Below are 14,878 nucleotides of genomic sequence, written 5' to 3' on the forward strand. Positions count from 1 at the left end.
GCCGCCGGGCCGTGACAGCCGTAACCGGGCGTTAACGGCTCACGGCGGCAGCCGAAATGCCCAGTGCCGATCGTCGGAAGATGACGCCGGGATCACCGGACGGCGGAGCCGAACCAAGGGGGCACGGTGAGCGCGACAGAGCCGGCCTATGACTACGTCATCGTCGGCGGCGGCAGTGCGGGCAGCGTCGTCGCGTCCCGGCTCGCCGCCGCACTGCCTGCCGCCTCGGTGCTGCTGATCGAGGCGGGCACCTACGGCCGCGGCGTGGCGCAGATCGTCGACCCGCCGCAGTGGACCAAGCTGCCGGGCACGGCGCTCGACTGGGGCTACCGCTACCGGGCGTCCCCGCATGTGGCAGGCCGTGGCATTCCCATCCCGCGCGGCAAGGTGCTCGGCGGCAGCGGGGCGACCGGCGCGATGCGCTGGTTCCGCGGCCACCCCGGCGACTACGACGCCTGGGGGCGGGCGGGCGCGACCGGATGGAACTACGCGGACCTGCTGCCCTACTTCCGGCGCAGCGAGGCCTGGGAGGGCGGCCCGTCGGAGCACCGCGGCGGGAGCGGCCCGCTGCGGGTCACCCGCCCGAGTAAGCCGCACCCGGTCGCGTCGGCGCTCGTCGAGGGCGCCGCCGAACTCGGCCTCGCCAGGCTCGATGACCTCAACGCCGGCGACACGGCAGGCGCGGCGCTCGCCAACCTGAACATCGCCGACGGCCGCAGGTTCAGCGTGGTCGACGGCTACCTGCCCGCCTGGGCGCCGCCGCCAGCGCCCGGCCAGGTCCCGGTCGGCGCCTGGGCCGCCGCGCCGGAGCCGCCGCCCAACCTCACCGTGCTCACCGGGTCGACGGCGCTGCGGCTCGGCTTCGGCCCCGGGCCGCGCTGCGACGCGGTGGTGCACACCGTCAGGGGAGCGCTTCGCAGGACCCGCGCCCAGGCAGGCGTGGTGCTCGCCCTCGGCGCGTTCGGTACGCCGGAACTGCTGATCAGGTCCGGCATCGGCGACCCGGCGCAACTGCGCGCGCTCGGCGTCAACCCGGTGGCCTGCCTGCCGGGCGTGGGCCGCAACTTGCAGGACCATCCGCTGCTCTGCGGCGTGCAGTTCCTGGCCAGGCACCGACTAGGCCTGGTCACCGATGACGGCGGCGGCGCCCTCATGAACTGGCGCAGCTCGCGCGCGCCCCGGCCCGACCTGCACGCCTTCGTCGTGCAGGGTCCGCACGCGGGGCCGGGCGGAGCTGCGCCGGACGGCCTGGCAGGCGATCCCCGGGTCTTCGCGATCTGCCCGGCACTGCTCGGCTCGGTGAGCAGGGGCAGGCTGACTGTCCGCGACCCCGAGAAGACGGGACCGGACTCGGTGGAGATCGACGCCGGCTTCCTCGCCGAGCGTGCGGACCTTGACACGCTCGCCGAAGCGCTGGACACGATCATGGACCTGGCCGCCACCGCCGCCTACGCCGAGCTGATCGACAAGCCGCTGCTGGCAGCGGTCGGGCTTTCCGCCAGGGAGAAGGAGGCGTTCGTGCGCGAGCACTGCTCGACGTCCTTCCATCCCTGCGGCACCGCCGCCATGGGCACGGGATCGGACGCGGTCACCGACCCGGAGCTCAACGTCATCGGCGTCGCCGGCCTGCGCGTCGCCGACGCCTCGGTGATCCCGGTTATCCCCGCGGGTGACATCCAGGCCGCGGTTGTCGCTGTCGCCGAGCGTGCCGCCGACCTCATCACGGGAAAGGCGGCGTGGGGCCCCGCGGCCATGCCGGTCGCTTAACAAGAGGCACAGTTTCCCGACCGCTGCCGGACGGCGGAGCTTCACCCAGTGTTCGGGTCGCGCAGCGTCGGTGTCACAAGAGCGGCGTAATAAGCGTTTGTGATGATTTCTAACAGCAAGCGCAACGCCAAGATGCTCGCCGCCGCGGCCGCGGCAGCCGCGGGGGTGGTGGCGGCGGCCTGTGCGCTCGCCGCGCCCGCCAGCGCGCAGCCGGCACCCGCCAGGACGGACGGCTTCGCCGTCCGGCCGCTTCACGTCACCAGGATCGCCAACGGCAAGGACCTGCGTCACCGGTTTCGGCCCGACGGCAAGGGTGCCGCGCGCACCGAAGCCCTCGCAAGCCCCGACGACATCACCCAGCTGGGCAAGGACATCTTCGTCAGCTTCCAGAACGGCGTCGGCCCACAGGGCGAGGCGTCGCCCGTCGGGAACCTGGACTCCACGATCGTCGAGTTCACGCTGGCCGGCCGGGAGGTCGCCCAGTGGGACCTGCACGGCAAGTGCGACGGGCTCACCGCCGACCCGCACCTGGGTCAGGTCCTCGCGACCGTCAACGAGGACGCGCACTCCAGCCTGTACGCCATCGCGCCGCGCGCCGGCCGGGTCCTCCACTACGCCTACAGCAAGCCGCTGCCGCACAACGGCGGCACCGACGCCATCTCGATCTACCGGGGCAGCATCCTCATCTCCGCGTCGGCGCCGGGCACCACCGGGGCAGCGGCGCCGAACCCGAAGTATCCGGCGGTCTACGTGGTGACGCTCAGCGCGCGGACCAGGGTCGCCCACATGCGCCCGCTGTTCGGCGACGAGGCGTGGGCCAGGCAGGCCAACGGTCCCGCCGCGGGGAAGACGATCCGCCTGGCGCTGACCGACCCCGACTCCAACGAGGTCGTGCCGGCCATCGCCGCCAGTACGCGGGCGACTTCATGCTCGACTCCCAGGGCGACCAGGAGCTGATCTTCGACCGCTTCGCCGGCCCGCGGCAGTTCCTGACCGCGCTGCACCTGCGCGCGTCGGTCGACGACAGCGCCTGGGCGACCGCGCCGCGCGGCGCCCTGTACGTCACCGACGGAACCAATGACACGGTGGACACGGTGACGGGCACGTTTGCGCCCGGCGCCATGTACGCGTCGGTGACGCCGTGCGACTCGAGCAGCGCGCCGGCGACCTGCCCAGGTCCCGGCTTCCCGGCCAACTACCTGGCAACCGTCAGCATGAAGACCGGCGGGCTCACCCGCGTGCCGACCACCGGCCCCGTGCTCCGCACCAAGGGCATGATCTTCGTCCGCTGACGGCATCGCCCCGTGGCACCCCCGCCACGCGGCCGCCGGGATCTGGCTCGCGGCTGCCGCCGATGGCCCGCGATCGCGCGATGACGCGAGTTCGCGGGCCAGCGGGCAGCGGCCCCGCCGGCGGCCTGGCTAGGCCGGGCCGATCTGCAGCGGGCCGCCGTCGGTGCTGACATTGATCGTGCTTGACGCGCCGGGGCTGGTGGCGATGGCCACCGACTCCGGCCCGCCGCCGCTGTCGGCCGACACCGCGTACGGGCCGCCTGGCACCGACAGGGTGGCCATGCCACCGTCCGTCTGGACGTGGACGGAGGTAGGGGCCTGGGCGAACGCGAGCACGGCGCCGCCGCCCTCGCTCCGCACCGACGCCGTGACGGAAGAGATGGCGACCGCGGTCAGCGGCCCGCTACCGGTGTCGACGTCCAACGCGCCCGTCACGTCGGTTGCCTGCACCGTGCCGCCCTCGGCCCGCACGGTGAGTGCCCCGTGGATGGAGGTTGCGGTCACCGCGCCGCCGCCCGAGTCGAGGTCCGCCGATGGCGCCTTCGTCACGGTGATGCTGTTGCCCTCGGCGAACACCCGGAGCGGTCCGGTGACGTCGGCCACGGTGACGGGTCCGCCGCCCGAGTCGAGATCGGCCGCGCCGGCGCCGTTAACGCTCACCTGGCCGCCCTCGGCGTGCACGCTGAGCTGGCCGGCGATTGCGGTCACCTCCACCGTGCCGCCGCCGGAGTCAACGGAGGCCTTGGGCGCATTGGATACCGTCACGTTCCCGCCGCCGGCGGAGATGCTGAGCGGCCCGCTGATGTCGGTGGCGCTGACCTGTCCGCCGCTTGAGTTGATGGTGGACGCCGCCACGCCGGCCACGCTCACCGGGCCGCCGTCTCCTGTCGCGTTGACAGTGACGCCAGGCGGCGCGATCACCGTGAACCCGACGCTGCAGTCCTGCGTCTGGCACGCGGGCGCCGCGAGGGTCAGCAGGCCGCGCGTGTCGGTGTCAGTCGCCTGCCGCGGCCGCGGCATGTCCGGGTTGAAGCTGATCGCCTCGATGACGGTCACCTGGCTCACCGGCCGGCCGATGACCCTGATGGGCGCACCGTAGCTTTCCAGGTTGATGCTGGTTACCGGCTCGGTGATGACGACGGTTCTTGTCGGGACCGCGCTCTGCGGCTTGTCGAAGCCGCCAGCGTTTCCGGCCCTGGTGAACGCCCAGGTCCCGGGAACGGCGAGGGCGAGGATGGTGACGATGCCGACGGCGCCCCAGATCCAGCCGCCGCGCACGGGGCCGTCTTGTACGCCGGGTCCTGACTGGCCGGTGGTGATCATCTGACGCATGGCAGGTCCACGGTGAGAAGGGTCGGCCCGCCTGGCGGGCTGCTGATGTCGAACGTTCCGTCCACCGACTCGGCCCGCTTGCGCAGGCCGTCAAGCCCGGTGCCGCGCGCCGGGTCGGCGCCGCCCACGCCGTCGTCGGTGATGATGACGTGCAGCCGGTCTCCGGCCCGCTGCACGATGACCTCGGCCTGGCTGGCCTGTGCGTGCCTGACGATGTTGGTCAGGCCCTCGGAGACCACGAAGTAGGCCACCGCCTCGACCACCGGCGCCGGGCGGCGCGTCATGTCGACGGTCAGCCGGACCGGGATGGGCGTCCGGGCGATCACGCCGGACAGCGCCGCGTCGAGGCCACGGTCCTCGAGCACCGCCGGGTGCAGGCCGCGGATCAGGTCGCGCAGCTCGGCGAGCGCGGCCTTGGCCTCGTCGTGCGCGTCGGCGATCGCCTGCTGCGCCTGCTCGGCGGTGGCCGCCTGGGTGCGCGCCATGCCAAGATTCATCGCCAGCGAGACGAGCCGCTGCTGCGTGCCGTCGTGCAGGTCACGCTCGAGGCGGCGCCGCTCGGCGTCGGCGGCGTCGACCGCGCCGGCCCTGGTCTGGGTGAGGTGCTCGACCCGGTGCGCGAGTTCCTCTGCACGGCTCGGGCCGAGCAAGGACCTGCCGACACGGGCATCGAGCTCCGCGACGGCCGCGGTCACCGCGGGGGCCACCGCCAGGGCGATGATCCCGGCCGCTGTGAGGAACACGCCGGCCGGGATGTGGCCCAGGTGCTGCGCGTTGATGCCGTCCGTGGGGTAGGTCGCGCGCCGGAAGACACTGCCCGGGCGCAGGCCCCAGCCGTACAGGTAGACGGTCGCGGACAGCAGGCCGCCGAGCCACAGCGCGAGGGCGATGGCCGCCGCGATGCCGAGCAGCGGCCCGGCGAGCAAGTGGTAGGCCACCTGCCGCCAGAGCGGCTGGGAGCGCAGCGTCGCGACGATCCCGCGGGGGGTCAGCTGGTCTGGCCGCCTCGGCTGCGGGGGGATGAAGATCCCTGCCGTGCGCAGCCGGTGCCGGTGGACGCGGGTGAGTGCCGGGATGAGGAGCAGCGTCACCAGCGCGAGAAGCAGGACGAAGAGCAGCCATCCCCGGTACCGCCACTGGCCGTGCGAAGCGCTCGTGCCCCAGGCGACGATCAGGGTCAGCAGCAGCCAGGGGATGACCTGGACGACGATGCCCCCGGCCAGGCGGACTGCCTGGCCCCAGGCGCGCGGCGACCACGGCACCCGGGGCGCATGGGGTCTGCCCGGCGCCGGGTGCGGAACGTCAACCGTGGTTTCCATGACCTCCACGCTATTGCGCTGGTCGCTGAGGTGCCATGCAGTGCGGCTCCGTTCGATGGTGAAGCTGGCTGCACCTCCGATCCGGAGCCCTTGGCTACTGTGCGCGGCCGCCGCCGCTGGCATCGTAACCGGAGGGTCCGGCCGCCGTGGCCGCGGCTTTTAGTGCATTCGTTCCCGGGGAGGGTTCGTAATGAGACGACAGCAGGACGCGCCGGGTAGTCCCGGCGACGTGATCCGGCTCGACGGGGTGACCAAGGCCTACCAGGCGGGCGCCCAGCCAGCGCTGTCCGACGTGAGCATGGGCGTGCGCTCCGGTGAAGTCGCCGCGATCATGGGGCCGTCGGGCAGCGGCAAGTCGACACTGCTCAACCTGATCGCCGGCCTCGACCGGCCGACCGCGGGCACGGTCACCGTGGCCGGGCAGCGCATCGACAAGCTGGGCGAGGGGGCGGTCGCGCGCTTTCGCGCCCGGCACATCGGGATCATCTTCCAGTTCTTCAACCTGCTCGACGACCTCACCGTCACCGACAACGTGCTGCTTCCCGCCCAGCTCGCCGGCGCGTCGCGGCGCCAGGCGCGGGCGCGGGCAGGGGAGCTGCTCACACGGCTCGGCATCGAGGCGCAGCGCAACGCCTATCCGGCCCGGCTGTCCGGCGGCCAGCGGCAGCGGGTCGCGATCGCACGTGCCCTGGTCAACGCTCCCGAGCTGCTGCTCGCCGACGAGCCGACCGGCGCACTCGACAGCACCACCGGCCAGGAGATCGGTCGGCTGCTCGGCGAGCTGAACGCGGCGGGCCAGACGCTAGTGCTCGTCACCCACGATCCCGCCCTCGCCGCGCGGCACGCGGCACGGACCATCGCGATCGTTGACGGGCGCGTCGCCACCGGGCTCTCTGGGGCGAGCCTGGCAACGGCGGGCGGCGCGGGCGCGGCGGGTCAGGGGGCCTGGTCATGACCACCGCCGCCGCCGGGACGCGAACCCGGTGGCTGAGCGTGATCAGAACCGCGTCCGGCGGCATGCTGCGGCACAAGGCACAGTCGGCGGTCCTCGGCATGGTGCTGCTTGTCTCCACCGCGTCGGCGACGCTGGGCCTGGCGCTGCTCGCGGCGAGCAGCGGCCCCTTCGACCACGCGTTCGCCGCGCAGCGCGGCGCCGACCTGACGCTCACCATGAACTCGGCTGTCGTGACTCCCGCCGAGGTTGCCGCGACGGCGAAGCTCGCGGGAGTGACCGCGGTTTCCGGACCGTTCACCGAGGCATCGGTCAACGTCGAACAGGGACAGCCGTTCGGCGGGTACAACCTGGCAGGCCGGGCACGACCGGACGGGCCCGTTGATGACCTGGTGCTCAACGCGGGCCACTGGGCCGACGGGCCCGGCCAGGTGGTCCTTGAGGGCAGCGCGGGCAACTTCGGCAACGTCGGTGACAAGCTGACGGTGCTCGGCGTGCCCGGCTCGCCGGTGCTCACCGTTGTCGGGTTCGCCAACTCGATCACGAACACCGCCGACGGCTGGGTGACCCCTGCCGAGGCCGCGTACCTACAGGCGGCGCTGAAGAAGGCGGGACAGCTCGGCGTGCAGCAGTCCGGGCCGGGGAGCGTCCAGTCCTTCTCGGGAACGCAGGAGCAGGTGCTCTACCGCTTCTCGAGCGCCGCCAGCTTCGCGCAGCTGCGCGCGGACCTGGACCGGGTCACCAATGCGCTGCCGAAGGGTGCGGTCGCCGACAGCAGGAACTGGCTGACGGTTCAGCAGGACGAGGCGGGCAACGGGGCCATCATGGAGCCGTTCGTGGTCGCGTTCGCGCTGATCGGCCTGGTCATGGCGGTGCTGATCGTGGCCAACGTGGTCAGCGGCGCGGTGGTCGCCCAGTACCAACGGATCGGCGTACTCAAGTCCATCGGGATGACGCCCGGCCAGGTGGTCGCCGTCTACCTGAGCAGGATCGGCTGGCCGGCACTCGGCGGCTGCCTCATCGGCGTGATCGCGGGCAACGCGCTCGCGATACCGGTGCTGCGCAAGTCGGCGGATGCCTACAGCGTCGGCGGGCAGCAGGTCCCGTGGTGGGCGTCGGTGATCGCCCCGCTTGGCATGCTGGCGCTCACCCTGCTCGCGGCACTCGGCCCGGCACTGCGCGCTGGCCGCCTGTCCGCGGTCAAGGCGATCGCCGACGGGCGCGCGCCGGCCGGCCGCGGCGGGTACGCCGCGCACCGGCTCGCCGCGCGGCTCCCGCTGCCGCGCCCGGTCAGCCTCGGACTCGCCGCGCCGTTCTCCAGGCCCGCGCGCACCGTGGTGACGCTCGCCGCGCTCGCATTCGGTGCCACCGCGGTGATCTTCGCGGTCGGGCTGCACTCCTCGCTGAGCAGGGCCGCTGTGGCGCAGGAGCTGACCACGACCGTCCCGGTGCAGATTCAGCAGAACGGCCCCGGCGCCGGCCCGCAGCAGGGGCCGTCCGGGGCGCAGCTGTCCGCGCTGGACGCGGCGCTGCGGGCGCAGCCGGGCACCGCGCACCGGGTGACTGTCTACAACACGCTGATCAGCGGCGCGGGCCTCGGGCAGAATGTGCACGCCTACGCGTTCAGCGGTGCCGCCGCCTGGACGGGCTACTCGCTCATCGCCGGGCGCTGGTACCGGGGCACCGACGAGGTGGACGTGAACACCTCGTTCCTCACCCAGAGCGGCCTGACGGTGGGAGACACGACGACGCTGCGGATCGGCGCCGCGCAGGTGCCGGTGCGCATTGTCGGCGAGGTGTTCCAGCCGAACAAGAATCCGCACCTTTACGGCAGCACGCGGACCCTGCCAGGAGTCGGCCGCACAGACAACTTCTGGCAGGTGGACGTCGGGCTCAAGCCGGGGGTCAGCACGACGGCCTATGTCAGCTCGGTCGACAGCGCGCTCGCCAACGTGAACAGCCCGTTCCGCGCATTCACCCCGTCCGGCGGCCAGTTCTACGTGATCGCCATCGCGCTGATCGGCCTGCTCTCGCTGATGGTCGCGGTCGCCGCCGCGCTCGGCGTGCTCAACACCGTGCTGATGAGCACCCGGGACAAGGTGCACGACCTGGGGATATTCAAGTCGCTCGGGATGCGGCCAGGCCAGCTGGTGCTGATGGTGGTGTGCTGGATCGTGGCACCCGCCATCATCGCGGGTGCGATCGCCGCGCCGGCCGCGATCGCGCTGAACACCGCCACGCTGCACGCCATGGGCAGCACCGCGGGCACGGGGATCCCGGCGAGCTTCTCCGCGGTGTTCCCGATCGTGCGGCTGGCGCTGCTCTCCCTGGCGGCGCTCGGCATCGCGGTGCTCGGGGCGCTGCTCCCTGCGAGCTGGGCCGCTCGTGCCCGCGCCGCCACGGCGCTGCGAGCCGAGTAGCCGAGGGATAGGGTGACGGGCATGACAAGCGAGCAGCGGCTCCGAGTGGTCATCGGCGAAGACTCGGTGCTGCTGCTCGCCGGCCTGGTCAAGCTCCTGGAGAGCTCCGGGTTCGAGGTGACGGCCACGGCAGGCGACGGCGAGGAACTGCTCGCCGTCGTGGAACGGGAACTGCCCGACCTGGTAATCGCCGACGTCAGGATGCCGCCGACGCACACCGACGAGGGCATCAGGGCGGCGCTCGCCATCCGCGGCCGCTGGCCGGACATCGCGATCCTCGTGCTGTCGCAGTACGTGGAGGAGCGGTACGCCGCCGACCTGCTTTCCGCCAACACGAGCAGCGTCGGCTACCTGCTCAAGGACCGGGTGGCCGACGTGACCGAGTTCCTCGACGCGCTGCGCCGGGTGGCGGCGGGCGGCACCGCGCTCGACCCCGAGGTGGTCGCGCAGCTGCTGCTGCGCCGCGGCGCGGACCCGCTGGCCGCGCTGACCCAGCGGGAACGCGACGTGCTCGCGCTGATGGCGGAGGGCAAGTCCAACCCGGAGATCGCCGCCGCGCTGGTGATCACGGAGAGCGCGGTGTCCAAGCACATCAACTCGATCTTCGCCAAGCTCGGCCTGTACCAGGGCGACACCGGCCACCGCCGGGTGCTCGCCGTGCTGCGCTACCTGGGCGCGGCCCCGGCCACCTGACAGCAGGCCGGTGCGCCACAATGGCCGGGTGAGCGACGCACCGAGCGACCCGTGGCGGCTGGAACGTTTCGTGGCGGCGCAAGACCGCTACGGCACCTACGACCGCGCCCTCGCCGAACTGCGCGCGGGCGCGAAGACCAGTCACTGGATGTGGTTCGTCTTCCCGCAGATCGCAGGCCTTGGCAATAGTGCGATGGCCCGTGAGTACGCGATCTCCTCGCTCGACGAGGCCCGCGCTTACCTGGGCCATCCGGTGCTCGGCCCGCGGCTGCGGGAGTGTGCCCACGTGGTCGCGGACACCAGGGGCAGGCCGGCGGAGCGGATCTTCGGCTCAGTCGACGCGATGAAACTCCGCTCGTCGATGACGCTGTTCGCCGCAGCCGCCGAGACGGAAAGCACTGAGACCGACGGTACCGCCGAGACGGACAGCACCGTGTTCCGTCAGGTGCTCGATGAGTTTTTCGGCGGCGTTGCCGATGAGGCGACAGTGACGCGCTTGTTAGGCTGGCAAACGCGACGCGCAAGGCGGAACGGGTCACCGGCACCAAGAAGGTCCTCGTCTTCGGCCCGTGGACCGCGCGCGTCGACTACCACGGGATCGCCCTGGCCGGCCGCAAGCGCGAGGGCGACTGGAAGACCCCGCCAGGAACGTACAGCTTCTCGTTCTTCTTCGGCGTCGATCCCAATCCGGGCGTCGTCGTACCGGCACGCCTACCCGTTGCGGCTGAGTGCTCAGGGGCGCTCATGCCGCAGCCGCCTGTTGCCGGGCGGCGGTCCCGGTCTTGTCCCCGTGCGGGGTGCCGGGTTCCGGGTTCGGCGGGTCGTGCCGCGCGGGGCGCGGTCTTATCGTCCCTCCCCCGGCGTTTCGCCTCTCCGCCCCACTGGCGGCGAGGTGCAGCAGGTTCCGGGCGGCGTTCACGTCCCGGTCCAGGACCAGGCCGCATTCGTCGCACCGGTAGGTCCGCTCGGCCAGGCCCAGCTTGGCTTTCACCGTGCCGCAGCCCGAGCAGGTCTTCGTGGACGGATACGACCGGTCGGCGGTGACGAGCGTCCCGCCGCGCCAGGCGGTCTTGTAGTCGAACATCCCTGTGCAGCTCAGCACCGGAATACCACCTGCGTTCCGCCGCGTAGCGTTCCAGGCACGCCGCCAGGGCCCAGTTCCAGGCGAACCGCGCCGCCCCCGCGTGCGAGCGCAGCGCCCGCTCCTGCCCCGGGGCCGGGTCGAGCGGTAGGCGTTCCCAGAGTGCGTCAGGTATGAGGTCTGACGCTGTGAGAGATGGGTTCAGTTCTTGCCGTGCGGCTGAGCGTTCCCTGATCCGGGGATCAAACGGTGCCAGCACTGCCACGTGTGCCCGCGTGGCCAGGTTCCGGGCTACGCTCTCTGCCCATGTCATCGCGTGCGGCGCTACCGCCATGGAAACCGCAGACGCTAGCCGGTTTGTCATCGGGGGAAACAGGCGGCAGGTTCCGTCTTCCAGTTCGTAAGCGCATTCCTTTTCGAGATAGGCTGGCTTGCCGTCTTCCGAAAATGGTATGCCGTTCCCGTAGTCGAAATAGGAGAGTACAACTCTGTCGGCTACTGGCCTGAGCGGTTCCATGATGTCAAGAGACATGGCTGGCTGATCCTCGTAAACTGCCCCGTGGGATAGTCCTATGCCGGGATGCAAGCCGAGTGCGTAACAGGCGTACATTGCTTCTGTCTCGCAGACTTTGTAAGCGTAGTTGAGGCATGCGTTAACAAAGTCGGTTGCGTTGCGGTTTGATGCTCTGGAGTGACCGTTGCCGAGTGTGACGTTACCGGCCCGGCCGTTGAATACTCCCCAGTGTGCCGGGAGGAATCTCATTGCATCGGGATTCCATGGCACGAACACATGGTTTTCCCAGTGTTTCCAGTAGGCGATAGCTGCGTTACCTTCTACGGCCAGCATTGACCGCAGGTTGGAACTAGTAGCTAGCTGAGTGATGCACTCGGCTATGCGCGGTGAGTCCTGGCCTGTCAGCCGCAGGACTTCTAGCTGTCCCGCTAGTTTTGCCGTGAGAAGTTCCCGCACGATTTCAAGTCCGGTAGCCGCGTTAGGCATCTCAGGCTGTGCTAGAACCTGAGCTTTGTAAAGCCGTGCGTCTGTCGTGAGCAAACCGGGAGAACAGAAACCGATAGTTCCGTCTCTGTCTACCTGGAAGACTGCCACGCCTAGCCCGGCCGCCCATCGCAGAACTTCCATGCTCACGTATCCGGGTGAGACAGGATGATAATACGGGCTATTCCGTCACTGGTCTTGGCAGCATCGATGCGAGACAGCACACGCTCTCGATTGCCCTGTTTGACGACTACGTGTCCGCGCCGCACGGTGAGTGCGAAGTCATAACCGTCTATGATGACCGTGCGAGGATCAGGGTTCATGAGTGCCCGCGTGGCAACTGTCCCGCTGAACTGTGACTTCACTCCTGATCCTGCGTAGGCGTTGCCGCTTCCATCCTGTCTAGGCACGGCCCTAGCCAACGGTCAGTGATGATGGTCTGTCCTGCCCTGTCTTCCCTGACCGCTTCGAAGATGTCCCTGTCCCGCTGGAAGGTGACAGTCCACTCGGGATGTGCCGCTAGGAACGCATCCTTACGGGCTACCTGATCTAGCCATCGAGCCCGGCCAGCTCCGTAGCCGAACGTGTCAGGAGTAGGGGAAGTAGCGCCGTTCCAGCATGGTCCTGAGCCTGCCATCGTCTGACCCTCCGCTTGCGATTGTGGCTGGTCAGGATTCTACCCTCCTACGTCTCCCACGTCTCCTACGTGTACGCCGCGTGATCAGGCCACGGAGTCTACGGGTACGACTGGCCGCGTGACAGAGCTTGACGACTATGCGGGAGTGCCCCGTTATGTGCAGGTTGCCCGGATACTTGAGAGTGAGATTCGCTCTGGTGTCTGGAAACCCGGCAGTGCCGTACCGTCTGTCACCGTTCTGTACCAGAGATTCGAGATTGCCAGGACTACCGCAAGCAAGGCACACGCGAGACTGGCTGAGCGTGGCATGGCTGTACCGTCTCCCGGTATCGGGATGATCGTTACGCCGCGGGCCAGGTGGGCACAGCCAGAGGACTAAGGGTGTGTCGCTCCTGGTCTCAAGCCTGCCATCCGGCGAGTCAGGTGCGACAGTGGCGGAGATACGCCGTGAGCATCCCCGTGGGGGTTCGCCACCTTTGACAAGTAGGGGTCAACTCGATAGGGATCGCGCTACCTTGATCAGATGATAGAAATAACGATCCGCGATGGTAGGGCGAGCCGAAATCGCAGCCAAGGCTCACATGAGGGCGGTGCCATCCTGGGCACCATGCAACGAGACCAGCCTCTTGAGATTGGAGACGCAATCACACTTGCCGATGGCGAATCGGTTATCGTTATCGGCGATAAAGAAGAGATAATGCCTGGTCAGAGTTGGAAACAAACCGTTTTCATTGGAGAGCCGCGCAAACCACAGCGGACGTTTCAGATTGACCTCGGCGCTTGCCCGGAATGGACATTGCAAAGTACCGGGCCCGAGACGACAAAATTTGTGCGCTGTGTCGACATGGATGAGGCCCAGCGAATACAGGCTGCCGCTAGGTTCTGCCGCGAGTATGCAACTATTCCCACATACCGATTGCTCAGTTCATCGTATAGAGTCTGGAAACAGACTTTCGAGCACGTCTCTAACGCTCCCCGGGAACAATGGCAGCCTGAACTAGCAGAAGATCTCCTTGGTGCCTTCGTTGGTTGGCTTCTAGTCTGGCGTCTTGTCCTTGACCAATCCGAGCATGATCTTAGCTCGCGTTTCGGAAAGGACAGCAGTGAGCTAGCCGATTTCCGCTTGGCAAGGAACCACGCATATGACAGTTCCCAGGCGTACCGAGTAATTGAGGCCCTGCGGAATCTCGTTCAACACAGAGAAATGCCGCCGCTCCGCCTTAAACGGTCAAAGCGACTAGAGCACACGACAGGCAAATCGGTATCTGAGATCTCCTACACTTTCCCCGCGTCCTACATGGTCAGCTCGTCAAAGTGTCCTGCAACGGTCAAGAACGATTTCCGCGACAATCCAGACCAGGAACTCAGCCTACCCGTCATAATCGATCAGGCAATGCTCGCGATTAATTCGGTCCTTCTAGAATTGGTGAAGCCCACAGTCCCAGAGCTGATAATCCATGTCAATCACCTACGGACAATATTTCGCGAGGCGTCCGGTACACCTGCGCTCCTTCGCGCGCAACCACGAGTGCCAGGCATTCCGGCCTACGGCGTGAACTTCGAAATATCCATTTTCCAAGACTTGCAATTCCTGATACAGAATGCACCTTTCCCGGATACGAAAGCCGCTGAAGGTTCTGCGTGATACGCTAACCTCGCATACGTAAGCCCGCGCTACCGCCACCCTCGGCAGCGCGGGCTTACTCATAACCTGACAGTGATCGCTATGCTCAGTCTTCCCACCAATCCCGCTTTGCCTTACCGGCTGGCTTGCTCTTGGCTCCCGGCTTGCTCTGCGGAGTGCCGCTGTATCCACTCTGGCCGCTCACCGTCGAAGTAGAGAAACCGGCCGCGCTGACGTTGCGAGACAGGTACGGGAGGTATGGCTATCAGCCGCTCATACGTGCGTTTCGTGAATCCTGCCAGTAGGCGCGTCCCGAAACTGTCCGTCAATCCGGCCAGTGTGCTGCTTTCAATCCTCTGACCGAATACCAGCACTGAGCATTTAAACTGTGCTCCTTGCCAGAGGATAGCCGCAACGTCATTCCACATGGGAGGGGTAGCCCTATCGCTTTTCTCCCGTCTGGAATCCCAGTAAACTTTGCTCATTGCTGAGAACTGGCTGAGTTCATCGATAACCAGTAGCGCGCGGGTAAACTCCGTTGACCGATCATCCGTGTAAGCATCTATGCGACTATCCATAAGGTCACGAAAGTCCCTGATACCCTGCCACATCGTTTCAACGTTCCGGGGATCGTTGTTGTCATTTGCCAGGAGCATGGGACCAGGGTGTTGCCACGACCTAGGGACCACCGTGCGGCTGCCGGATCATCTTGGGGCAGCTGACCGGGTTCGTCAAACTGCGGGCATTGCGGGCCGCTGCCGGCG

The 14,878-nt window shown here is 68.4% G+C and carries 11 protein-coding genes and 2 pseudogenes; 9 read left to right on the top strand and 4 right to left on the bottom strand.

Features of this window, described 5'->3' with window-relative positions:
• Positions 1-126: 126 nt before the first annotated feature.
• From EAS64_RS40675 to EAS64_RS40685, 3 genes are all read left to right on the top strand, one after another.
• Complete coding sequence (locus tag EAS64_RS40675) at positions 127-1,767, top strand: GMC family oxidoreductase (RefSeq protein ID WP_145862055.1); 1,641 nt, start codon at positions 127-129, stop codon at positions 1,765-1,767.
• Between the two features lie 102 nt (positions 1,768-1,869).
• A complete protein-coding gene (locus EAS64_RS40680) occupies positions 1,870-2,724 on the top strand; it encodes a hypothetical protein (RefSeq protein ID WP_145862056.1) in 855 nt (284 codons plus the stop codon).
• Entirely contained in the window at positions 2,694-3,059 is a 366-nt protein-coding gene (locus EAS64_RS40685) for a hypothetical protein (RefSeq protein ID WP_145862057.1), read from the top strand. The genes EAS64_RS40680 and EAS64_RS40685 overlap by 31 nt, the downstream gene beginning before the upstream one ends.
• 129 nt (positions 3,060-3,188) lie before the next feature.
• Here EAS64_RS40685 and EAS64_RS40690 read toward each other — a convergent pair whose 3' ends face one another.
• Together EAS64_RS40690 and EAS64_RS40695 are read right to left on the bottom strand one after the other, a co-directional pair.
• The gene (locus tag EAS64_RS40690; RefSeq protein ID WP_187366541.1) at positions 3,189-4,382 is read right to left on the bottom strand and encodes a DUF4097 family beta strand repeat-containing protein; all 1,194 of its coding nucleotides are present in this window, start codon (positions 4,380-4,382) and stop codon (positions 3,189-3,191) included.
• Complete coding sequence (locus tag EAS64_RS40695; RefSeq protein WP_145862059.1) at positions 4,379-5,710, bottom strand: sensor histidine kinase; 1,332 nt, start codon at positions 5,708-5,710, stop codon at positions 4,379-4,381. Before EAS64_RS40695 ends, EAS64_RS40690 begins: the two co-directional genes overlap by 4 nt.
• A 190-nt stretch (positions 5,711-5,900) precedes the next feature.
• Here EAS64_RS40695 and EAS64_RS40700 point away from each other — a divergent pair, with 190 nt between their 5' ends.
• The 4 genes and pseudogenes from EAS64_RS40700 to EAS64_RS47775 form a co-directional block, all read left to right on the top strand.
• On the top strand, positions 5,901-6,665 hold the full coding sequence (locus EAS64_RS40700; protein WP_145862060.1) for an ABC transporter ATP-binding protein: 765 nt from the start codon (positions 5,901-5,903) through the stop codon (positions 6,663-6,665).
• A complete protein-coding gene (locus EAS64_RS40705; protein ID WP_145862061.1) occupies positions 6,662-9,082 on the top strand; it encodes an FtsX-like permease family protein in 2,421 nt (806 codons plus the stop codon). The genes EAS64_RS40700 and EAS64_RS40705 overlap by 4 nt, the downstream gene beginning before the upstream one ends.
• Positions 9,083-9,103: 21 nt before the next feature.
• The gene (locus EAS64_RS40710; protein WP_145862062.1) at positions 9,104-9,775 is read left to right on the top strand and encodes a response regulator; all 672 of its coding nucleotides are present in this window, start codon (positions 9,104-9,106) and stop codon (positions 9,773-9,775) included.
• Between the two features lie 28 nt (positions 9,776-9,803).
• Positions 9,804-10,262: pseudogene (locus EAS64_RS47775) on the top strand (DUF1810 domain-containing protein); the annotation flags it as partial.
• Between the two features lie 255 nt (positions 10,263-10,517).
• Here the strand turns inward: EAS64_RS47775 and EAS64_RS40720 are convergent.
• Positions 10,518-10,877 (bottom strand): zinc ribbon domain-containing protein, encoded by a 360-nt coding sequence (locus tag EAS64_RS40720; RefSeq protein WP_145862063.1) that lies wholly within the window; start codon positions 10,875-10,877, stop codon positions 10,518-10,520.
• 25 nt (positions 10,878-10,902) lie between these two features.
• A pseudogene (gene cas1 / locus EAS64_RS47780) lies at positions 10,903-11,997 on the bottom strand (CRISPR-associated endonuclease Cas1); the annotation flags it as partial.
• Between the two features lie 650 nt (positions 11,998-12,647).
• Here cas1 and EAS64_RS47785 point away from each other — a divergent pair.
• Together EAS64_RS47785 and EAS64_RS40735 are read left to right on the top strand one after the other, a co-directional pair.
• Complete coding sequence (locus EAS64_RS47785; RefSeq protein ID WP_369333576.1) at positions 12,648-12,869, top strand: GntR family transcriptional regulator; 222 nt, start codon at positions 12,648-12,650, stop codon at positions 12,867-12,869.
• Positions 12,870-13,013: 144 nt separating this feature from the next.
• Entirely contained in the window at positions 13,014-14,135 is a 1,122-nt protein-coding gene (locus EAS64_RS40735) for a hypothetical protein (protein ID WP_145862065.1), read from the top strand.
• Positions 14,136-14,878: the final 743 nt, after the last annotated feature.

Source organism: Trebonia kvetii (assembly GCF_007827045.1).
GTDB classification, from domain to species: domain Bacteria; phylum Actinomycetota; class Actinomycetes; order Streptosporangiales; family Streptosporangiaceae; genus Trebonia; species Trebonia kvetii.